Origin of the sequence: Paenibacillus plantarum (assembly GCF_013141695.1) — a bacterium.
Lineage (GTDB): Bacteria > Bacillota > Bacilli > Paenibacillales > NBRC-103111 > Paenibacillus_E > Paenibacillus_E plantarum.
Map to the genome: position 1 here is coordinate 258,557 of NZ_WHNY01000060.1, position 21,424 is coordinate 279,980.

At 47.9% G+C, this 21,424-nt stretch carries 15 protein-coding genes; 12 read left to right on the forward strand and 3 right to left on the reverse strand.

From position 1 onward, the window contains the following. The first annotated feature begins 72 nt into the window (after nucleotides 1–72). From GC096_RS19285 to GC096_RS19305, 5 genes are all read left to right on the forward strand, one after another. Nucleotides 73–1,740: an extracellular solute-binding protein gene (locus GC096_RS19285; protein WP_171632439.1), complete on the forward strand. Its 1,668-nt coding sequence runs from the start codon at nucleotides 73–75 to the stop codon at nucleotides 1,738–1,740. A gap of 130 nt (nucleotides 1,741–1,870) precedes the next feature. Beyond that, nucleotides 1,871–2,794, forward strand: a complete 924-nt coding sequence (locus tag GC096_RS19290) for an ABC transporter permease (protein ID WP_171632681.1) — start codon at nucleotides 1,871–1,873, stop codon at nucleotides 2,792–2,794. A 12-nt stretch (nucleotides 2,795–2,806) separates the two neighbouring features. Further along, complete coding sequence (locus tag GC096_RS19295) at nucleotides 2,807–3,685, forward strand: carbohydrate ABC transporter permease (protein WP_171632440.1); 879 nt, start codon at nucleotides 2,807–2,809, stop codon at nucleotides 3,683–3,685. A gap of 73 nt (nucleotides 3,686–3,758) precedes the next feature. Continuing rightward, nucleotides 3,759–5,714 (forward strand): alginate lyase family protein, encoded by a 1,956-nt coding sequence (locus tag GC096_RS19300; RefSeq protein ID WP_171632442.1) that lies wholly within the window; start codon nucleotides 3,759–3,761, stop codon nucleotides 5,712–5,714. A 48-nt stretch (nucleotides 5,715–5,762) separates the two neighbouring features. Continuing rightward, the gene (locus tag GC096_RS19305; RefSeq protein ID WP_171632443.1) at nucleotides 5,763–6,914 is read left to right on the forward strand and encodes a GNAT family N-acetyltransferase; all 1,152 of its coding nucleotides are present in this window, start codon (nucleotides 5,763–5,765) and stop codon (nucleotides 6,912–6,914) included. 89 nt (nucleotides 6,915–7,003) lie between these two features. On the opposite strand, the gene GC096_RS19310 is transcribed toward GC096_RS19305, so the two are convergent. Then, on the reverse strand, nucleotides 7,004–7,456 hold the full coding sequence (locus GC096_RS19310; protein WP_171632445.1) for a flavodoxin: 453 nt from the start codon (nucleotides 7,454–7,456) through the stop codon (nucleotides 7,004–7,006). A gap of 216 nt (nucleotides 7,457–7,672) precedes the next feature. On the opposite strand from GC096_RS19310, the gene GC096_RS19315 reads away from it, so the two are divergent. The 7 genes from GC096_RS19315 to GC096_RS19345 all read left to right on the forward strand — a co-directional run bounded on the left by GC096_RS19315 (nucleotide 7,673) and on the right by GC096_RS19345 (nucleotide 19,810). Continuing rightward, a complete protein-coding gene (locus GC096_RS19315) occupies nucleotides 7,673–8,734 on the forward strand; it encodes a TrmB family transcriptional regulator (RefSeq protein WP_171632447.1) in 1,062 nt (353 codons plus the stop codon). Then, nucleotides 8,731–9,393: an HD domain-containing protein gene (locus GC096_RS19320; RefSeq protein ID WP_171632448.1), complete on the forward strand. Its 663-nt coding sequence runs from the start codon at nucleotides 8,731–8,733 to the stop codon at nucleotides 9,391–9,393. Before GC096_RS19315 ends, GC096_RS19320 begins: the two co-directional genes overlap by 4 nt. Nucleotides 9,394–9,627: 234 nt before the next feature. Continuing rightward, on the forward strand, nucleotides 9,628–15,609 hold the full coding sequence (locus GC096_RS19325; RefSeq protein WP_171632450.1) for a polysaccharide lyase family 8 super-sandwich domain-containing protein: 5,982 nt from the start codon (nucleotides 9,628–9,630) through the stop codon (nucleotides 15,607–15,609). A gap of 340 nt (nucleotides 15,610–15,949) precedes the next feature. Continuing rightward, nucleotides 15,950–17,209 (forward strand): DUF445 domain-containing protein, encoded by a 1,260-nt coding sequence (locus GC096_RS19330; RefSeq protein WP_171632452.1) that lies wholly within the window; start codon nucleotides 15,950–15,952, stop codon nucleotides 17,207–17,209. Between the two features lie 25 nt (nucleotides 17,210–17,234). Then, on the forward strand, nucleotides 17,235–18,074 hold the full coding sequence (locus GC096_RS19335; RefSeq protein ID WP_171632454.1) for an ABC transporter ATP-binding protein: 840 nt from the start codon (nucleotides 17,235–17,237) through the stop codon (nucleotides 18,072–18,074). Then, nucleotides 18,007–18,771: an ABC transporter permease gene (locus tag GC096_RS19340; protein WP_171632455.1), complete on the forward strand. Its 765-nt coding sequence runs from the start codon at nucleotides 18,007–18,009 to the stop codon at nucleotides 18,769–18,771. The genes GC096_RS19335 and GC096_RS19340 overlap by 68 nt, the downstream gene beginning before the upstream one ends. Before the next feature lie 13 nt (nucleotides 18,772–18,784). After that, the gene (locus GC096_RS19345; protein ID WP_171632457.1) at nucleotides 18,785–19,810 is read left to right on the forward strand and encodes an ABC transporter substrate-binding protein; all 1,026 of its coding nucleotides are present in this window, start codon (nucleotides 18,785–18,787) and stop codon (nucleotides 19,808–19,810) included. 77 nt (nucleotides 19,811–19,887) lie between these two features. On the opposite strand, the gene GC096_RS19350 is transcribed toward GC096_RS19345, so the two are convergent. Together GC096_RS19350 and GC096_RS19355 are read right to left on the reverse strand one after the other, a co-directional pair. Beyond that, complete coding sequence (locus GC096_RS19350) at nucleotides 19,888–20,340, reverse strand: bactofilin family protein (protein ID WP_171632458.1); 453 nt, start codon at nucleotides 20,338–20,340, stop codon at nucleotides 19,888–19,890. Next, entirely contained in the window at nucleotides 20,337–21,353 is a 1,017-nt protein-coding gene (locus GC096_RS19355; protein WP_246302836.1) for a M23 family metallopeptidase, read from the reverse strand. The genes GC096_RS19350 and GC096_RS19355 overlap by 4 nt, the downstream gene beginning before the upstream one ends. Between the last annotated feature and the right edge of the window lie 71 nt (nucleotides 21,354–21,424).

The window sequence follows — 21,424 nt, forward strand, 5'->3', positions numbered from 1 at the left end:
CTTGCTTGCTATGTTGGAAACAGGCCGTAACCGGTCATACATCTTTTGGAATATGAAAAGGGAGGATCAGATATGCAGAACAATACAAGTAAAAAGAAATGGACTGCAATGCTGCTGATGGCATTGACAGTCAGCTCTTTGATGGCGGGATGCTCTGGCAACAATAACACCGCTGAGCCGAAGGATAGCTCGAACACAGATGGAAGCGGTAACAAGCAAAGTGCAACGGGAGGAAGCAAAAGCGATGTCGGTTACCCGGCACAAATGTCTTATTGGGCTCCTTTGGACGGAAACGTTGCGGCAACATTGAAAAACTACAACGATATAGGCATGTACAAGAAGCTGCAAGAGCTTACAGGCACGAAGGTAGAATTCAAGCATCCGAGCGCGGACTCTACTCAGGCATTGGAGCAATTCAACTTGATGCTGGCCTCCAAGAATTTACCCGATGTCATTGAATATACCTGGACGGAGGTTAGCGGCGGCCCCGAGAACGCCGTTCAAACCGGCACCATTCTCAAATTGAACGATTTGATCGATAAATACGCCCCTAACTTCAAAAAGTATTTGCAGGAACATCCGGATATCGCCAAAATGATCAAAACCGATACCGGCAGTATTTATTCGTTTCCGTTCATTCGCGGTGACAGCAAGCTGATGGTGTTCTACGGACCGATTTTCCGGAAAGATTGGCTGGATAAAGTCCACATGGACGCGCCGACGACAATCGATGAATGGGAGAAAGTGCTGATGGCCTTCCGAGATCAAGATCCGAACGGCAACGGTCAAAAAGACGAGATTCCGTTTTTACTCAAATACAATGAGGTTCGCGATGTCACTCGTAACTCTTTGATCGGAGCGTGGGGAATTGGCGCTCAGTTTTATCAGGTGGACGGCAAGGTGAAATATGGAGAAATTCAGCCGGAATTCAAACAATTTTTGACGACGATGCGCAAATGGTATAAAGAAGGCTTGATCGATCCGGATTTTGCTGCTACGGACGCCAAACTTATGGACGCGAAAGTGACGGGAAATAAGCTGGGGACGTTTTACGGTCTTAGCGGCGGCAACCTCGGAAACTACTTGGGGCTCATGAAGGACAAAAATCCGAGCTTTAATTTGGTCGCCGCTGCTCATCCGACATTGAAGAATGGCGCGACTCCGGTTCTGGGGCAAATGGATAAGCCGTACAAAGGTCTTGGCGCGGCGATTTCGGGCAAAGCGAAAGACCCGGAACAAATCGTTAAATGGCTAGATTACGCATACAGTGAGGAAGGTCATCTTCTGTACAATTTCGGGGTCGAAGGAAAAACGTACGACATGGTGAACGGTTATCCGACCTACACGAAGCTCATTACAGAAAATACGAACGGTTTATCCATGGTTCGGTCGATGGCGCAATGGATGCGCGCCAACTATAACGGCCCGTTCGTACAGGATAAGCGTTATGTCGAACAATATTACAATTTGGACCAGCAGAAAAATGCCCTTAATACGTGGAGCAAAGCAGAGAACGCGATTTTGATGCCGCCACTGACGTTGACGGCAGAAGAAAACAAGCGGTTTTCGTCCATTATGAACGACGTGAACACGTACGCCGGGGAAATGGGCTTGAAATTCATTATGGGGAATGAGCCACTCGATAACTTCGACAAGTTTGTTGATACCTTGAAAAAGTTCGGGATCGACGAAGCGGTTAAGATACAGCAAGCCGCCCTTGATCGTTACAAAGCAAGATAGCAGGCTTCGAAGGCGGCACCGGGAACAAGAAAAGTTCCCGGTGCCGATATTTTAGAACATGAATGGAAGGGGGCTCATTATGGCAAACACGCAAATAAAATCAGCAGCCAGGACGTCCGGTTTGCCGGCAATGGACCGTCCAAGCTTTGGCAAACGCGCGGTGAGCGACTTCAGAAAGAACAAAACGATTTACCTTATGCTTCTTCCTGTAGTCCTTTATTACCTTGTCTTTCATTATGCTCCTATGTACGGCTTGCAGATCGCCTTTAAAGACTACTCGCCAATGAAAGGTTTAACGGAGAGCCAATGGATCGGGTTCAATCATTTTAAAGAGTTTTTCGACAGTTTTTATTTTTGGCGACTGTTGCGAAATACGATACTGTTAAGCGTGTATAGCCTTATTATGGCTTTTCCAGCAGGCATCGTTTTAGCGCTTTTGTTGAATGAGATCAGGAGCCGTGCTTTTAAACGGGCCATCCAGACGATTACGTACATGCCGCATTTTATTTCACTTGTCGTTATCGTCGGCTTCATGGTTGATTTTTTGGAACGAAACGGTTTGATTAACAATTTGCTGACGTCTGTTTTTGGCATTGAACCGATTCCTTTTATGCGGCAGCCGGAATGGTTCCGTACGCTGTATATCTCTTCGGATATTTGGCAAAACGTCGGCTGGAGCTCGATTATTTTTCTGGCAGCGATCAGCAATATCGACCCTTCCTTATACGAAGCCTCAAAAATCGATGGAGCCAACCGCTGGAAGCAAACGTTGCATATTACGATTCCTGGCATGATGTCGACCGTGATTATTTTGCTCATCTTGCAAATTGGTCATTTCATGTCGGTTGGGATGGACAAAATTTTGCTCATGTACAACCCGGCGACTTATGAAACGGCCGATGTCATTCAAACTTACGTGTTCCGTAAAGGAATACTGGAAGCTGGTTACAGTTATAGCGCAGCGGTAGGGTTGTTTAATTCGGTAATTAGTTTCGTGTTACTCATAGTGGCCAACGCCATAGCAAGAAAAACGAGCGAAGCCAGGCTTTGGTAAACGAAGGAGGACATGATGAAAAGAAGCATCGGAGAACATACTTTTGACATAATCAATACTGTGCTGTTAATTTCGCTGTCGATCATAACCATTTATCCGCTTATTTACGTATTGTTTGCATCGCTTAGCGATCCCTCCTTTGTCGTGCAAAACAGGGGATTGCTGTTCTATCCGCACGGATTTACGACGAAAGCTTATCAATTAGTGTTTGAAAACCCCAATATTGGCAAGGCCTATCTGAATACGTTGTTTTACGTTGTGGTAGGGACAGCTATCAACATTTTACTCACATCACTCGGCGCATACGGCCTGTCCAGACAAAACGTCATGTGGAAAAGTACCATCATGTTCCTGATTGTATTCACGATGTTTTTTGATGGCGGCCTCATTCCGATGTACATGTTGGTCGACAATTTGGGGATGCTCGACACCCGCTGGGCGATCATCATTCCTTCGGCGGTTAGCGCGTTTAACTTGATCGTCATGCGCACGGCATTTCAGGCCGTTCCCGTCAGTCTGGAAGAGTCGGCGAGAATCGACGGGGCGAATGATTGGACGATACTGTTCCGCGTTGTGCTTCCGTTGTCTATGCCTGTCGTGGCTGTCATGATTTTGTTCTATGGGGTGTCCCATTGGAATGCCTGGTTTTCGGCGACGATTTATTTACAAACGCGTGAATTGCTTCCATTGCAAATTATTTTGCGGGAAATCCTGATCGCTAACGATACGAGCAACATGCTGACAGGCATTGACACGGGAGATAAAGCGATGGTTGGCGAAACGATCAAGTACGCGACCATTATTAGTTCAACCGTACCCATTTTGTTTTTGTACCCTTTCCTGCAAAAGTATTTCGTCAACGGCGTCATGATCGGGGCCGTGAAAGAGTAAACAGATAAAACGGGATTGGCTGCGTATCCATATGGTCTGCGGCTAATGCCATGTTGAAGGAGAAGAAACCATAGTGAATATACAAGCTTTGTTAAAGGAACCGATTTCCACACGAGAGCTTCTGGCAAATCTCCAGTCCAGATTAGAACCCATGAAATTGAAATCCGCTTACATTTCGGAACATATGCCTGAACTTGCGCGGGAAACGATAGCGAACGCCGAGGAAGCTTACAAGGGGATGATCATACTCCCAGGAACCGGAGGTGTACGCGAATTTGTCGGGAACCCGCCCTGCTGGCTGGAACGAAGGCATAATGATAATGAATTTCTCTGGCAGCTCAATCGGATGACGCATTGGCAAGAGATGTTAGAAGCTTATTCTTTAACGCGAGATGATAAATATGGGCGCAAAGTGATTGAGGAAATGCTGGATTGGATGGAAACAGTTGAAATCCATGAAGACATGGCGGACTATCCAGTCGGATATTTTTCGCAATGCCATCCATTGCGGGCCTTAGAGCTCGGCATTCGGTGCTATAAAACGTGGCCGTTGGTTCTTGAGCATTTAGGACATACCGATATGTTTACGGAGGAAGTGCTAGAGAAGTACCTAGTGGCTGTGTATAAACAAATAAAAATACTGCGCAAGGTGTCTCCGCTTCTATGGCCTAAGGCTGACCATAATCATTTTCTTATGGAATGTCTCGGTATTTTGACCACGGCGCTGTATTTCCCAGAGTTGAAGGAAGCTGAAGAATGGAAGTCTTTCGCAATCGATGGGATCGAAAGATGTGTTTCGGCGCAATTGACGGAAGACGGAGGCCAAATCGAAGGCTGCCCATCCTATCACAATGGCTGCATGTTTTGGTTTGGTCTGGCTGTTGTCCTTGCTAAGCGTTTCCATTTTCAATTCTCGGATCGGTATATGGAGCTGCTGCGCAAAAACATGGATTACTCCATTTATTCATTGCGTCCTACAGGAAAATGCGTCCCCATAGGAGATTCCTATGCGAATCATCTGGCTGTTCTGGGCGCGGTATACGGCTACATGGCATTAGATGATCCAATCTGGCTTGGACTTGCCGCCAATCTGATTGATTATCAGCTGATTGTTCAAGAGGCAAGCAAACATGTATGGCGTGCTTTGGATGTAAAGAAGCTGCATGATGATTTGCGTGCGCTGCAAGACAAGCAGGTTGAGTGCGTCAAATTGACGACGTTTTGGAATAGGACGCTTCATCAAGCGATTATCCGCAGCGGTTGGGACTCCAAGGCGCTGAGCTTTCTGTTTACGTGCAGAAGTCCGGTGCAGAACGAACATGCGCATATCGATTTGATGAGCTTTGACTTTACAGCGCTCGGCAAAAATATGGTTTGCGATCCGGGGTTCTTCTGCTTTCGGGATGATGAGGACCGAAGACAGTTTAAAAGCACTAACTTTCATTCTACGCTTCTCATTGATGAAAGGGACCACTTCGAATACCTGGGTTCATGGAAGTATGGACCGCAAAAGCCAGGGGGAATTTACAATGTGGAAGACAGAGGCTTTTATCAAGTCGCAAGTGCATATCATCTGAATTATGAGCCGGTCGTGCATCATCGCCATATCGCGCTTGTTGATGATCACATGCTAGTCATTGCGGATCAGGTTGAAGGACTGGATCAGCAAGATGTAGAGCGGTATTTTCATTTGGATTTTACGGAAGTAGAGGTGGGTTCAGATGCAATCATTGCCACAAGCGATATTGCGAACCTTGCGATCTATTCGTACCCAAGCGAGGAAGTCAATCTGCTGCCAGGAAGGCTGTCCGATGGCAATGATGTGGCCAGAGCAGCAACAAGAGTAAGGTTCCATGGTAAGCAGAGCGGCACGGCCACTTATCTAACGGTACTTGTCCCTTATAAAGGCGATCAAAGGCCTGTGCTAGATATCCGACTAACGGACGCTGGCTGCTATGAATTTAATTGTGGCGATAGCTATCAAGTGATTGTGAATGACAAGGATATGACGATTCGTAAAGTTAATTGATACAATGCTTAAATCTCACGGATTTTGGGAAAATGAGGTGTAAGTGACATGGAGGAAGTCCGTCTACTGCGTACAAATGAATTTAAGGCAGCCGTTCGCCTGTGCGATTCTGTCTTTCGCGATGCGGAGCAAGTTTCGATGGGCAAGGCGTATCCGAGTGTGTTTTCTCCCGGGTTAGGTCAGTCGTTCGGCTATTTTATTGGTGACCGACTAGTGTCCTTTGCCGGTCTTGTTCCTTCACAGATCCACATCGGGCCAGCTACCTTAAGCTTGTATTCGATTGGTTCCGTATGTTCCGATCCCGATTACACGGGCCGTGGGTATGCCGGAGTAGTTTTGAGAGCAATCAAGGAGCATTGCCTGCAGGCTGGAGCTGCACTTATTGTTGTTTCTGGAGCCGGTGGGATCTATGAACGGATGGGCTCTTGTCCTTTTGGCGATGTGGTAACCTATTGCATCGACGCAACGAGCAAAGACTCCTTACGGAAAATTGCTTCTGCGGAACACTTGCATTTTCGTGAGATGGCACCCTTCGATTGGTTCGAGATTGCCCGGATTGCAGGAGAACGTTCGGTTCGTTACGGGCAGAGCTTGTGGGATTTGGCCGCTTTGATCCATGCAGAACCATTGGCGAGCAACCGCAAGCTTCATCATAAAGTATGGGTAGCCACGGAGCAGGGGCGACTCCTCGGGTATGTAGTCGCATGTGTGCCATCGGCGTCTTATACGCAAACGCGAGGCCGTCCGACGATTATCGAGTGGGGAGGAAAGCCCGACATCGTGGCGGCGATCATTGCAAACGGGTGCGAAAGGGAGCAGTTAGAGGAGATGGAAATCGCCATACCATGGCATGAAAAGGAGCTAACTTTCATGTTCGAGAGTTCTGCCTGTGCGTATAAGCATTCCCGGATGAAAGGAACGGCGATGGTCGTTCATCCTGAAACATTAATCCGCCAGCTTGCTCCTTATTTACAGCAGCAAAACGACGGGGCTTTTCGGCACCTTCAGATAGCAACCCTGTCCGACGGAAGCAGCCAGTTGTCCTGGAAGGGACAGACTATCACTTGCAACGATAAGGAAATTTTGTCGCTGCTATTCGATCATGAGCCGAAGCTTAGTATGTCGGACAAAATCAAGTCAGAGATTCTAGAGCTTTTCCCCGTTCCGTTTCCAAGCACCTCCGGATTGAACTACGTCTGAATTCGGTTTGTTTATGTAGAAACCATAACTATCTAATAATCATCAAACTTAAAAGGACCGTCAGGGTGATTTCCCCTGACGGTTGTTGTCTAGATCGAAACGCCTAGGGATGCTGCAAATTTAAGTCCTAGCTCACGACAAAGTGCTTTTTCATCTTTGCTAGGGTTCAGTTCAACCTTTAGCCCGTCAAATACTTTCTCAGCGCCTAGCTCAGCTAGCTTCTCTTCGAGTGTATCCACCGCTTTGCCAAAATACGTGTAAGAGGAATCAGCAGAACCGAATACGCCGAACTTGCGTCCTTCCAGATTAATGTCATCCATTTCGTCGTAGAAATCTTCATATTCATCTGGTAGGTCGCCATCTCCCCACGTATAAGCTCCGAGCAGAATTCCTTCATACTTCTCGAGCTCACTAGCGTTTGTATCCATGACGTTTTTGAGAACAGGCTCAATCCCTGCCTCTTGAATGCCGGCTGCAATCGCCTCGGCGAGTTCTTCCGTATTTCCAGACATGCTTGCGTATACGATAATAATTTTGGACATGGTGGACCTCCTAATAGGGGATATAATTCCTTGATACAACCTGACGTCAAGCAGATAGAACAGGATTCTGTGCAAGCACGAGCAATCCATTAACTTCCACCATATTAGGTGATAATGATTATCATTGTCAACATAAAATTTTAATATCGACGTACTGTGAAACGGTACGACTATGTATTTAATCATGCTACAATAGAGATATGAGGGGGCTGCGCCATGGAAAATGTTCTACAGCATTTGAAAAACCTTGGCTTCACGGATTTGGAAGCGAAGTGTCTGCACGTACTAGCAGTGAGTGGCACGCAAACTGGCTATGAAATCGCCAAGGGGCTTGGCGTATCGCGTTCGAACGTATATGCAGCTTTACAAAAGCTCGCAGAAAAGGGTGCAGTGCTCACGAGTCATGGTGAACCAACCGTCTATCAAAGCGTGCCGATAGAGGAAATCGGCGAGCGAATGGAAGCGGAGCTGCAAGCCTCCATCCGCTATGTGAAAGAGCATCTGCCCAAGCAAGAGACGCATATGTCTGAGTATTTCAGCTTGGAGGGTGAAACCAAGGTTATCGAACGTATCCGTTCGGAGCTGCGGAAAGCGAAGGAGGAGGCGTTCTGTGATCTGTCTCCAGAGGAAGCGAAGCTGCTGAGGGACGACATACGCGAGGTGTCTGCACAGGGCGTGCGTGTCATCGTCATGCCAACGCGCGATGCGGGAACTGGTTTCTACCCATTTGCACGTAAACGGGGCGAGGGTCTGAAGGGGCAGCAGGGGCGTAAATTCGCGATACTTATTGATCGTAAACTGGCGATTATTGGCACACGCGGCGTCGAAGATCAGGCGGTTGCAATGATAACCGAGCATCCTGCGATGGTGGAGTTGCTGTATAATCATTTTTGCAGTAGTGTCGTGTTACAAGAGCTTCAGCAGGATATGGGTACGAAACTTGAGGATAAATACGGCAAAAATTTCAAAAAAATCATACAAAAACAGATAGATGGAAAAGTGCCTGAACCGAAGAAATCGGATGAGGGCAAAGTGGTTGCGCTTAAGCTCCATACGGGCCATGAGATCGCTGGAGAGTTCGGACATCTTGATGAGGGCGTATCTGGCGGAACGCTTTTGGGCGACGAGAGTGCTAGAGAAGATAATCCGGAGAAATTGGAACAAGGGAAGACTGAACAAGAACAGCAGGAGCAAGGAAAGTCTGGACAAGGGAAGCCTGAACAGGAAAAGCTGGAACAAGGAAAGTCTGGACAAGGGAAGAGGAAAAAGAAGAAATGATGGATCATGAAGTAGATCAACAACGGATACTACTCGCAGCGGAGACGCTCGTGAAGGAAAAGCTAGAGCGCGATAGCAGCGGCCACGATTGGTGGCATATTTATCGCGTGGTGCAGACGACGAAGCGTATAGCCGCCCAGGAGGGCGCTGATGGCTTCGTCTGCGAGCTTGCGGCGTTGCTTCACGACGTCGTCGACGAGAAGCTGAACGCCGACCCAGCCGCGGCGCAGCGCGAGCTGGAGGATTGGCTCGCCGCCAGCGGCACGCCGGCGGCGCAGGTGGAGCACGTGCTGGAGATTATCAGCACGATGTCCTTCAAGGGCGGCGCGCGGCCGCCGATGGCGACGCTGGAGGGCCAGGTCGTGCAGGATGCCGACCGGTTGGATGCCATTGGCGCGGTGGGCGTCTCGCGCGTGTTTGCCTATTCGGGCTGGAAAGGCCGCCCGATTCATGATCCTTCCGTCATCGCACGCGAGCAGATGACGGTGGAGGAGTATCGCGGGGGCAACGACACCGCGATTAATCACTTTTACGAGAAGCTCCTCAAGCTGAAGGAGCTTATGAATACGGCCTACGCGAGGGAGCTCGCGGAGGAGCGGCATCGCTTCATGGAGCTTTATCTGCAGCAGTTCTATGCGGAGTGGGAAGGCGAGCGATAAGATTGTAAGATTAGAATGCCCAAATATTATTATCAGCTGTCAGTGTCATGACTAAAAAAGCGTACTTTACAGATGGAGAAGCCTTGCTACACAAGGACTTCTCTTTTTTTACTTGAAGGAGTGTTTATCACAAGAATTGGTCATTGTCCGAAGGAGTCTGTTCTTAGTAGGATAAATGCATGACAAGTAACCAAAGGTGTACGAACCGGGATAACAGGAGGAATGATTATAGTTATGAGACGAATTAAAAAAAGTATAGCCATATTTCTCAGCATCGTCATAGCGATCAGTTGTTTTAACTTCGTGCAGCCGATTGCTCAAGCTGCTGACACAGACAATATGATTTTGAAAGGAGCAGGCTTTGAGCCTGACGAAATTAATCCAGCCGACACTACTGTTGTTTTTGTACAAGGTCGACCGATGACTGCTACGGTTGGGAAAGAGTGGAAACTTGGATTGAACCACGGCGCACCCAATTATGCCAGAGCTACCTATGATACAACCGAGAAAACGCAAGGAACCCAGTCCCTTCATGTGCAGTATGATAAATCCGCCGGCTATCTAGAGAAAATCACTGATTTGCCTGCGGTTGCAAACGGCAAATACACCATATCTGTGGATATCAAAACAGGCGCCAACACCGATAGTGTAATAGTGCGGACGGAGTTTGTGAAGAGTGACGGAACAGCTAGCAGCACGGTTGGTCGCACTGACCATTTTACAATAGGCGCCAATCAGGCCTGGCAAACCTATACGAAAACCTTCACAGCGCCAAACAACAACGACATCGCCGGTATTAAATTTCTTTTTGCAATAAGTAAGAAACAAACCACCCCTTGGAACACAGGCGAATTTTGGATGGACAATCTCGTGATTAAGCCTGTCCCAACGGCTGTTGATAATGTGAATTTGGATGTATCAGCCCTTACTTTGCTGACAGGAACCGAGCACCAGTTGAACGCCACGATCTCTCCTGCGAGCGCTTCTAACAAAGCAGTCACATGGTCTAGCTCCGATTCATCGATAATTTCGGTCGATGACAATGGCGTAGTGAAAGGTTTAGTAGATGGAACCGCAACAATTACAGCAGTTTCGGTTGGAAATCCAAGCAAGATAGCCACTTGCGTAATTACGGCTAGCAGTCATGTAACGGGGATTAGCCTTGACAGAACCGCCTCAACGATTCCGAAGGGCAAGAATCTAGTACTCAACGCTACCCGTATACCCTTCAATGCAACGGATCCAATCCTATGGTCGTCATCTGATGAAAGCGTTGCCATTGTGAGAGATGGCGTGGTTTTCAGCAAAGGTACGGGAACCGTAACGATCACGGCAACTTCAGGGGGGCATTCAGCCGATTGCCAGGTCACTGTTACCGCGTATACGGAGGATGAATTTGACCGTATGCGAAAACGGTGGTCGGATTACATTTTTTATATAGGCAATGACATCAACGATCCTGAAATCAAGGCCATAGTTAATGAAAGAGTAGCCAAAGGACAAATGTATTGGGAGAAAATGAACAAAAACGCCAACGCTTCCTCCCAGCTCTGGACAGATGCGGATATGGGCAACCTCACAAGAGAGTTCCAAACGTACTACAAATTTCTGTTAGACATGTCCGTGGCTTACGTGACGGAAGGATCGCCTCTCCAATATAATGCTGACTTGTATGGGGACATTATTTTTGGTTTGGATTGGATGGACAGTAACTTGTTCACGACGAGTCCAAAATGGGCGATATCCAACTGGTGGGAAAGAGATATCGGCATGCCTAAGGAAGTGAACAACATCGTAACGCTGCTCTACGATTACCTGCCGCAAGCGAAAATCGACAAGTATATGGCTAAGGTGAAAGTATTTTCACCGACAGCAGATACAGTTGTAACTGGTGGCAACGCTATCGCTGCCAATCGAGTAGACAAAAGTTTAATCGTTATGATGCACGGCATATTAACCAAAGATTCTCTTAGAATCAAAGAAGCCTCCAGCAAGTTGCTTAACGCGAACAGCCAGGTTCTTGAACTTGTTACAACCGGCACTGGCATTTATTATGACGGCTCATTCATTGAGCATAGCAACATCCCATACACGAACAGCTATGGTACCGAAAGCCTTCGCGGTATCAGCGAGATTTTGTATACGATCGGCGATTCGACTTATGGGCCTAACGAGGCCGACGTTAGTCGCGTATATGAGGCAGTCGATACTGCATATTTACCTCAGATGTACAAGGGAATGCTGTTGTATTCAACCTGGGGACGTTCAGCATCAAGGCAAACCAAAGCTGTTGGAGGAAAAAGCGCAAATTCACACGTCAAAGCACTGATTATGCTTGCCCAATCGATAAACGGTTCGTTGTCAACCCATTTTAAGGCTGTTGCCAAGGCGCATTTGCTTGCAAACCCGAAGCTGTTGGAAACGACAAGCCTGTTTGACAGACAATTATTTAAAAGTGTGCTGCAGGATGAGTCTATCGCCCCGGAAGCAGAAGCAACAGGCGCATATACCTTTAATCGTATGGCTCGTACAACAGTGAAGAGAGACGACTATCTGTTTGATTTGGCCATGTATAATTATCGGGTAGCGTCATTTGAAGCTGGCAATCAGGAAAATAGACGCGGTGTACATACATCCGATGGATTCACATATCTGTATAATAATGACATAATGCAATATGCGGAAAACTTCTGGGCAACCGTTGACTACAAGAGGCTGCCCGGGACTACGGTTGATACAAAGCCTATAGAGCATCTCGAGATTCTGGGAACAGGCGGAACTGGTTCCTCTGTCAACCCCAAGATCAGATGGGCAGGCGCATCAAAGCTGGATAATTATGCGGTGGCAGGAATGGCCTTAGATAAAACCGACCTCCAGGATAATACAAAAGGTACTAATGCCAAAGACATGGATTTGACAGCTAAAAAATCATGGTTTGTTTTTGACAATGAAATTGTTGCACTTGGCGCGGGAATTAACAGTTCTAAAGGCCGTGCTATAGAAACGATTGTAGAGAACAGAAGGCTTAATTCTTCAGGAAGCAATACCTTTGTAGTTGATGGGGAGACCAAATCTTCTGCATTAGACTATAGCGAAACTGTTGAAAATCCAAATTGGGCTTATCTGGAAGGAAGAGTCGAGGGCTCCGATATTGGTTATTACTTCCCAGACAGCTCCAATTTAAACGTATTAAGAGAATCACGTACGGAATCATGGAAGACTATAAACGATAACCCTTCCATGTTTTATGATGATACGCCTGTAACAGATAACTATTTGACCATGTATATTGATCATGGAACGAACCCTAGTGGTGCTTCCTATGAATATGCCATTCTTCCTGGTATGAATCCCCAAGAGGTGGCGGCATATTCGGAATCCCCGGGATTTGAAGTTCTGTCCAATACGGCGGATTTACAAGCGGTCAAGCATAAAGCTTTGGGTATTACGGCCCTTAACAGCTTTGTGCGGACTACAACAAGCGCTGGTGGTGTTACTGTCAGCGATGAAGCGTCTGTTATAGTTCGGGAGTATCCGGACAATACATTAAAAATAGCCGTGATGAACCCGACAGTGAATGGCAATAAAGAACTAACCGTCACTGTTGACCGTAAGGCTCTGGGCGTTATCGCCAAAGACGATAACATTACGGTTGAGCAGACAGACCCGCAAATTGTTATTAAAGTAAATCCGGAAATAAATGCGGCCAAGTTTCAAAACACGTGGACGATTCACTTGGCTGTCGCGCCGAAACCAGTGGAATCAGTAGTCTTGGACACAACCGACAAAGTAATGGGGGTTGGCGAGGCTGCGCAGTTGCATGCCGAAGTTCTACCTGCCGATGCTTCTGTTAAAACCCTGCTATGGGCGTCGGACAATGAAAATGTGGCAACTGTCAATGAAGATGGGCTTGTTACGGCTGTTGGAATCGGTTCAACAAATATTAGAGCAACATCGTCAGCCGACAACACCAAATATGCCGTCCGCCCGATCACGGTAACAGATTTGACGGCAGCCGTTATTCCTGAAAACGGCAAATTAACTGTAAGCTTTGGCGAATTGCCCACGGACATTTTGAAAAGCTCATTTAGCGGAACGTTTACGGTGACGAAGGATGGCATTGCAACGGAATCGCCATTGATTCTTCAAACGATGGTTGTTAATGAAGATAAAACCATTACGTTTGGTATTGACAGTGTTCTACCAGATCATATAAGCGATGCGGAGCTTCTGGTAAAAATAAAATATGCGTCAGGCGCGGAGAAAACGGCAAGTCTTACGGTAAACAGGATAATTGTGCCTGTTGCGCCGGTAGTACAGACAAAAGCAGCCAGTAATGTGACTGAGACTTCAGCGACGATCCAAATGGAAATCATTAGCTACGGCAGTAGTCCGATTACGGTTTATGGCGCGGTTTATGGAACTTCTGCGAATCCGGATGGCAGTGAGGGGAACGTTGCGATCAGCGGCACAAGCAGTCCACAGGTGCACGTGTTTGACCTTGTGAACTTAATGCCTGATACGACGTACTATTTCCGAGCCTTTGCCGCTAACGTTGTGGGAACGACCTATGGGAACGATGTGGCGTTCAGGACCGTAGCGTTCGATATTACACCTCCAACGGGAACGCTCAGCATTAACGGAGGAGCAGCAATAACAAGTTCAACATCGGTCACTTTGGCCGTAAACAGTTCCGATGGAGCAGGTTCCGGAAGCGTACAGATGCGTTTTTCCAATGACAACGCAACTTGGAGCTCCTGGGAGGCGGCAGCTGGAACGAAAGCGTGGTTGCTTGCATCGGGAGATGGCACAAAGACGATATACATGGAGTTGAAGGATGCGGCAGGTAATGTAACGGATGTTCCTATCACTGCTTCTATTCAATTGCAAATACCTGTATCGGAAAGCAGCGGTGATGATACAGTAACAGGTCCTCAGACTGAAACGATCCATGTCGGGGGCGGTAAAAACGATGACGGTTCTATCGTTCTAGCAGTCGTCATCAACCGTAAGCCGGATGCAAACGGACAGAAGCGCGATGAAGTCAATTTGACAGCTGAACAAGTGGCCGATACGATCGCTCAACTCGCAGCAACAGGCTCCAACTCCGCCAAAATTGTCATTTCCGATGAGAAGGACGAGGTTGCGGAATTGAATGTGAAGCTCCCCAAAGTGTCTACCGAGCAATTGGCCAAGGCAAACGTAGGGCTCGAAGTTGTTACGGGCAACGTGCGGATTGATATCCCTGGCAGCTCGCTGCAAGGGCTTGGCAATGATACCTACTTCCGCGTTGTACCGATCAAAAAGAAAGAAGAGCATGATGCAGTCGAGCAACGTGCAAAAACTGAGCAAGCCGTGCTCCTAATCGCAGAACTGGGCAGCGCCGAAGTGATCGGTCGTCCGATGACGATCGAAACGAATCTGCAGGGTCGCACAGTAACGCTGACCTTGCCGCTCGGCGACGTGGCGCTTAGCGATGAGCAGAAGAACGATCTCGGTATTTACATTGAGCATAGCGACGGCACGAAAGAATTCGTCCGAGGAGAGATTGTAAAGTTTGACCAAAACGGCGAACTCGGCATTCGCTTCGCAGTGAACAAATTTAGTACATTTACAATTGTGCATATGAAGGGTTGGAACGCTACTTCGGCAATGCCGGTCAAGCAGCGCAATGCTTATATGTCAGGTTATCCTGATGGCACATTTGGACCTGAACGAAGCATCACCCGAGCTGAAATGGCAACGATATTGGCCCGTGCATTCGATAAGTCGACAACGCAAGCAGGCATCGCCTACACGGACGTAGAATCGACACATTGGGCAAAGGAAGCGATTGATCAAGTGGCGAAAATGGGATTGATGTCAGGCTACTCGGATGGCAGCTTCAAATCAGAACAAACGATCACGCGCGCGGAGATGGCGAGCATCGCATCCAAGCTGTTGACGGTGAAGCCTGACGCAGCCGGTGGAAGCTTCGCAGACGTGGTCGATCATTGGGCGCAAGTGGCAATTCATCAAGTAAAGGCAGCGGGAATTATCAACGGTTATGCGGATGGCACGTTCCGTCCGGAGATGAGATTGACTCGTGCTGAAGCCGTAATCATGATCAACAAGCTGCTTGGTCAAGAGCCATTATCTGGCGCGGCAGCAAAATGGTCAGATGTAACGGAGCAGCACTGGGCGTTTAAAGATATACAAGCGGCTTCTGCTAATTAAGTAGTCTTATTTGTCAAACAGCATCCTCTCCTAGAAGGCAATCGCCGACTGGGAGGGGATTTTTTACCACATAAGAATTTATAAGTTTCCGATTCTCGGAAGAACAAATTCTTATTGGCGATAAAAACTACATTTAAAACGCGGTCGCGCATCCTCGAAGTACTTCGATAGAAGTTTTTCTCAATTCCAAGCAATGATGCTGCACAACATGCGACTTCTTTGCTAAACAGAGGTCAATCTTCACCCCATTTCCTCCCCCTCCAACCCGCTACCACGTTTCTTTCCAATATGTGATAAAATAAAAAGAATGATTCATCAACCTCACGAGGAAAGAGATGTTATGACGATGAAAAAAGAAGCAAAGTATATAGCAACGGTTTCACTTGGTGTAATGGGAGCGGGATTTCTGGCTACGCTGCCAACAGCCGTATCCTCCACGGTGTGGGGCACATTCCTGCAAGGCGGGTTCGAGGCAGGGGTTGTCGGCGGCTTGGCCGACTGGTTCGCAGTTAGCGCCCTTTTCCGTCATCCGCTAGGTATTCCCATCCCACACACAGCGCTGCTGCCGAACAATCGGGAGAAGATCACGAAGGCGCTCGTCTCCACGGTACAGAATGAACTGCTGTCCAAAGAAACCATTCGGGCGCGCCTGCAGCAAATCCGTTTCTTGGAGCGCGGCCTAGAGCTGGCAGACAAGCAGCTGGACAATGCGTCCTTGCACAAAGGGCTCACAGCGCTAGCGAAACAAGCGCTTCAAGCGATTGACCTAGAGAAATTAACCCCTCTCTTAGCAGAGGAAATTCATAAAGCGCTCCAAGACGTTGATACAAGCCGACTCGTACGCACCGTTGTGGACAGTATCGAAGATGGCGGCTACGACGGGAAAACGTTCGATTTCGTCCTAGATAAAGCGGCGGCATGGGCAATCAAATCGGACACGCGTGATCAGCTGGGAGCAATGGCGATCAAAGCATTTGAAGGTTTGCAGTCGAATGGCTTCATGGCTTTTGCCGTGAATGCGTTTATTGGTATGGTGAACGAGGAGAAAATTGGCGGTATTATCCAGAATTTCGTGCTCAGCTATATCGAACAAATGCGTACGAAAAACCATCCGCGCAGGGAATCTGTGCTTACGTTCATCCGTAACGAGCTCCACAAGTTAGAGCGTAATGCACAGTTGCTAGCAGAGCTAGAAAAACTGAAAACAAAGCTTCCTGAGTTGTTCGATCTGGATGAGAAGCTAGCGCAGTTACTCGCCAAACTGAAGGATAAAGCGGAAGCCTTCATCGATGAGCCGGACTTTGTTTCTCAGCATGTAGTGCCCATTATACGCAAAATGCTTTCATCCATTCGCGAGAATCCTGATATGCTGCACAAGGGTGAAGACTGGATTCAAGAGCAGATCGCGTCCTACGTGGAACAAAATCACAGTAAAATCGGGCAACTGGTGAAAGAGAACCTAGACAAACTCGACAACGAGAAGTTGACGGTGCTCATGGAAGAGAAGATCGGCAGCGATCTACAATGGATTCGGGTGAATGGTGCGATTTGCGGATTCATCATTGGGTTAGGCTTGGCAGGCTTGAAAATGTTATTCTAAGCGACAACGTGGGGGATGAGAGAGCTTGATCGAGATTAAGGGAGTCAGCAAGACGTTCGTTCAGCGCATCGGCGGGAGTTATAAAGCGTTGGATGACATCACATTGACGATAAATAAAGGGGAGTTCGTCTCCCTGCTCGGCCCATCAGGCTGTGGGAAATCGACGGTTTTGAACCTTGTCGCTGGCTTTGATACGCAGTCTGAAGGCACCATTCAGGTTAATGGGAAAAAGGTAACAGGCGCTGGGGCGGACCGTGTCGTCGTGTTTCAGGAGCATGGTCTTTTCCCATGGCTGACGGTGTTAGACAATGTGGCTTTTGGCCTTAGGCAGAAGGGAATCCCCAAGAAAGAGCGCCACGAGATGGCGATGGAGCAGATCAAATCTGTGCATCTAAGCCGCTTCGCGGATCGATATCCGCATGAGCTTTCAGGCGGGATGAAACAGCGGGCAGCGATTGCCCGAGCACTTGCGATGGACCCGGAAATTTTGCTGATGGACGAGCCTTTCGCGGCATTAGACGAGCAAACACGCCTTATTTTGCATAAGGAATTGGAAGAAATATGGATGCGTACGCGCAAAACGATTCTCTTCATTACCCACAATATTCGCGAAGCAGTCATCCTGTCGGATCGGGTTCTGGTGATGTCCACACGTCCTGGCACGATCAAGAAGGAGTTCTCTGTCAAAGCAGCGAGACCTCGCGACAGCGCAGATTCCGTGCTCCATCATATGGAGGCGTTGATTATGGACGCACTGGCGGATGAGCTGGAGAAAGTTGTGAGAGAGGAGACTGGCGATGAGTACAGCATTAAGAAGAACGATTTTTCTGGTACTGCTTCTGATAGCTTGGGAGGCGGGATATAGGATTTTCGGCTGGGGATGGAAATTCCCTTCGGTTTCGCAGACACTGCAAGCTTTCTATGACGGCATCGTGCATGGGGAGCTGCTGCAGGCTGCTGGAGCGAGTATGCTGCGGCTGCTCATTTCTTTTGCTTTGTCACTCGCGATAGGGACAACGCTAGGTTTTCTATTTGCTAGATATCGCTTGCTCGATGACACGTTAGGCTTCCTAGTCGTTTCTTTGCAGACAATTCCGAGTATTGCTTGGTTGCCTTTTGCTATTATTTGGTTCGGATTAAACGAAACCTCCGTTATTTTCATCACGACACTTGGGGCTACTTGGACGATGGCTTTGGCAAGCCGTACAGGGATCAAGAATATCCCGCCTATTTATTTGCGCGCCGCACAGACGATGGGGACGGGGAATGGCTTTAACCTGTTCCTTCAGGTTATGATTCCGGCTGCTTTCCCTCATTTGATCAACGGTGTACGTACAGCATGGGCATTTGCTTGGCGGGCTCTTGTTGCGGGTGAGTTGATTGCCAAGGGCGCGGGGTTAGGTCAGCTTTTACAAGATGGACGAAATCTCGGAGACACCTCGCTGATGCTCTGTATCGTCATTATTATCGCTGTGCTAGGCACGGTTTCAGACCATTTCTGCTTCAAAAAACTAGAAGATAAAGTGCTAGAGCGCTACGGCCTCGCTGGCTCCAAGTCGTAGGGGAGTGGGCGTGATGACGAGGCGCATCAAAGTACTTCTGCTGTTACTCTTCGCTATGACACTCCTGAGCGCTTGCGAGGAAAAGCTGACAGCATCCGGTAAGCCACAGGTCGTTCGAGTCGGTGTATTCAAAAATGTGACCCATGCCGCCGCCTACATCGCGCTGGAAAAAGGTTACTTTGCCCGCGAATGGGGCGACGAAGTGAAGATCGAAGTGACACCCTTCGATAACGGTTCCGATCTGTCCATCGCGATGGCGACGGGGGATATCGACGTAGGATTCGTAGGTCCAGGACCTGCGACAACTTTTTTCTTGAAAAGCGGTAATTTCCGCGTAGTCTCTGGATCCAATAACGGCGGTGCCGTGCTGGTTGCGAGATCGGACGCAGGCATCCAGACGACCGCAGACTTGCGAGATAAAACCATCGCGATCCCTGCCAAGGGGAATACGAATGAAATTTCGCTGCGTTTGCTGCTTCAGCAAGCAGGCATTTCGCTAGGCAGAGGCAAGGAGAACGCGCATCTCATCGTCCGCTCTCCAGCGGATACGCTGATCTCTTTCCGTCAGAAAGAAATCGATGCAGCCTTAGTCCCTGAGCCCTGGGGAACTCAGATTGAGAAGGCTGGGCTCGGTAAAGTTGTTGCCGATTGGCAGGCGATCCCGCCTAATAATGGCGACTATCCAACAGTTATTATGGTGGCCAGCGATACGTTTATCGCGAAGCATCGTGACATTGTGAAGGGCGCAATTAAAGCGAATCTGGACGGCATCGCGTTTATTCAAAACAGCCCTGACCAAGCTTACGATCTAATTAATAACCAGCTGAAGAAGTACAGCGGCAAGGGCATGGACAAAAGCTTGATTAAAGCCTCGCTTAGCCGCCTCAAGCTGACCACTGACGTTAATGTCAAAGTGATGGAAGAGATGGCAAAGGTGTCTATCGGCGCTAGATACATCAAAGGTATTAAGCCGGAGGAGCTGGATCTTAGCCGGTTTGTGGATCTCTCTATGCTGGCCGAAGTGAAAGCTGGGAAATGAGATCAGGGAAATGAGAAAGAGCTCGTCGCACCTGCCGTTAGGCGGATGAAGACGAGCTCTTTGTATATAATGCTGCTCTAATTTCCACCAGAAGCAGCCTGTTGCTCATTTTTCTGCTGCTTATGCGCTTTGGCATCGATGACCTTGCCGCCTCCGCTTTTATCATGTTGCACCGCAGCTGCATTCATCGCACTACTTCCCTGGAAGATGCCACCCTCCTCGATAATGAAGGACCGCACATCAATATTTCCAATCAAGACTCCAGAGCTTGTGACGATCAGCTTGCCCTTGGTATAAATGTTGCCTTTCACTTTGCCGGCTACGATCACATCGCGAGCGTGGATATTCGATTGAACGACAGCGTTCTCACCAATGGTGATGTCACCGGCACATTCAATGTCACCATTCATTTGACCCTCAATGCGGAGGCTGGCTTCGGACATTATTTTGCCTTCACAGATCGTACTGGCGCCAATTAGTGTGTCTGTACTTTTCGTATCGATTCGTTTCAATTTTGAGCTTCCAATCATTTACGTTCATCCTTTCGATCTGAAATGAGATAAGGTTTAGGGTCAATCTGAATACCGTTTTTATGAACTTCATAATGGAGATGGGAGCCCGTGCTGCGTCCAGTTGAACCAACGAGACCGATATGCTGACCTTTTGTTACAGATTCTCCGCGTTTTACCAATATTTTATTCAAATGCATATACTCCGTTTCAATGCCTCTGCCGTGATCAACAATAATATAGTTGCCAAGCTCGCCATCAAAGCCCACAGCAATAACTTTACCTGCGGCCGTTACGTAGACTGGATCATTGTATTCACCGTCGATATCATAACCTGTATGCATGGAGGGCCTGAATGTAAAAGGATCTATGCGGATGCCGAAGCCGGAGGTAATGCTGTGCGAAGCGATGGGCCATAGTGTAGGTGTAATACTGCGTAAGTGCTCAGCTTCTTTAATTTTGGCTTCGGATTCATTGAGATTGACGAGGAGTGCATTAATATCGCCAACTAATGAAAAAAGCCCTTGCTTCGTGTTGCTAACGAGGGTAGATACATCATCTGTAGTAATAGGTACATCGCTGCCGCCAACATCAACATTCGTTCCATTCACTGGCTTACTGTTCGGGGTGCTTGCTACTTTTTTGCTTGTCCCGTTTACGGTTTCTGGTTGACTCATGAGTTCTATCACATGATCTATTTTCTTAATTTCTTCTAGCTTTACCTTAAATTCATCGGCCTGCTGAGCGAGGTCAATCAAATCAATTTGCAGCTGCTCAATTTCACTTGTTTGATGTGTAATTTGATTAACTAACTGACGTTCTTGTCCATCGAAAGCTTGCTGCATGCTGTTTTGAGTTTGATGGGACAGGGTATTCATTAAGTAAATCGTCACAAAGAAACCGATCAGCACAAGCAGGATCACGCTAGGCACAATATACAGACTACTGTGCGGAAGCTTGAATCTTACGGTATGGCGGTTGGCACCCGGAATGATCATGAAGGTGAGTTCCTTTTTGCCCCAAATGAATTTCAACAGATCCTCCTCACTTTCCGTAACTATGTCCCCCTTCTTGTTTACGATTCTATTCTTCAGTAGGGTGAGTC

What these genes read in the sequence shown, in the direction of transcription:
- GC096_RS19325 (WP_171632450.1), top strand. Translation starts at nt 9,628, where the DNA reads ATGAGACGAATTAAAAAAAGTATAGCCATATTTCTCAGCATCGTCATA.
- GC096_RS19290 (WP_171632681.1), top strand. Translation starts at nt 1,871, where the DNA reads ATGGACCGTCCAAGCTTTGGCAAACGCGCGGTGAGCGACTTCAGAAAG.
- GC096_RS19295 (WP_171632440.1), top strand. Translation starts at nt 2,807, where the DNA reads ATGATGAAAAGAAGCATCGGAGAACATACTTTTGACATAATCAATACT.
- GC096_RS19310 (WP_171632445.1), bottom strand. Translation starts at nt 7,456, where the DNA reads ATGTCCAAAATTATTATCGTATACGCAAGCATGTCTGGAAATACGGAA.
- GC096_RS19350 (WP_171632458.1), bottom strand. Translation starts at nt 20,340, where the DNA reads ATGATTGGAAGCTCAAAATTGAAACGAATCGATACGAAAAGTACAGAC.
- GC096_RS19285 (WP_171632439.1), top strand. Translation starts at nt 73, where the DNA reads ATGCAGAACAATACAAGTAAAAAGAAATGGACTGCAATGCTGCTGATG.
- GC096_RS19330 (WP_171632452.1), top strand. Translation starts at nt 15,950, where the DNA reads ATGACGATGAAAAAAGAAGCAAAGTATATAGCAACGGTTTCACTTGGT.
- GC096_RS19345 (WP_171632457.1), top strand. Translation starts at nt 18,785, where the DNA reads ATGACGAGGCGCATCAAAGTACTTCTGCTGTTACTCTTCGCTATGACA.
- GC096_RS19305 (WP_171632443.1), top strand. Translation starts at nt 5,763, where the DNA reads ATGGAGGAAGTCCGTCTACTGCGTACAAATGAATTTAAGGCAGCCGTT.
- GC096_RS19340 (WP_171632455.1), top strand. Translation starts at nt 18,007, where the DNA reads ATGAGTACAGCATTAAGAAGAACGATTTTTCTGGTACTGCTTCTGATA.
- GC096_RS19320 (WP_171632448.1), top strand. Translation starts at nt 8,731, where the DNA reads ATGATGGATCATGAAGTAGATCAACAACGGATACTACTCGCAGCGGAG.
- GC096_RS19315 (WP_171632447.1), top strand. Translation starts at nt 7,673, where the DNA reads ATGGAAAATGTTCTACAGCATTTGAAAAACCTTGGCTTCACGGATTTG.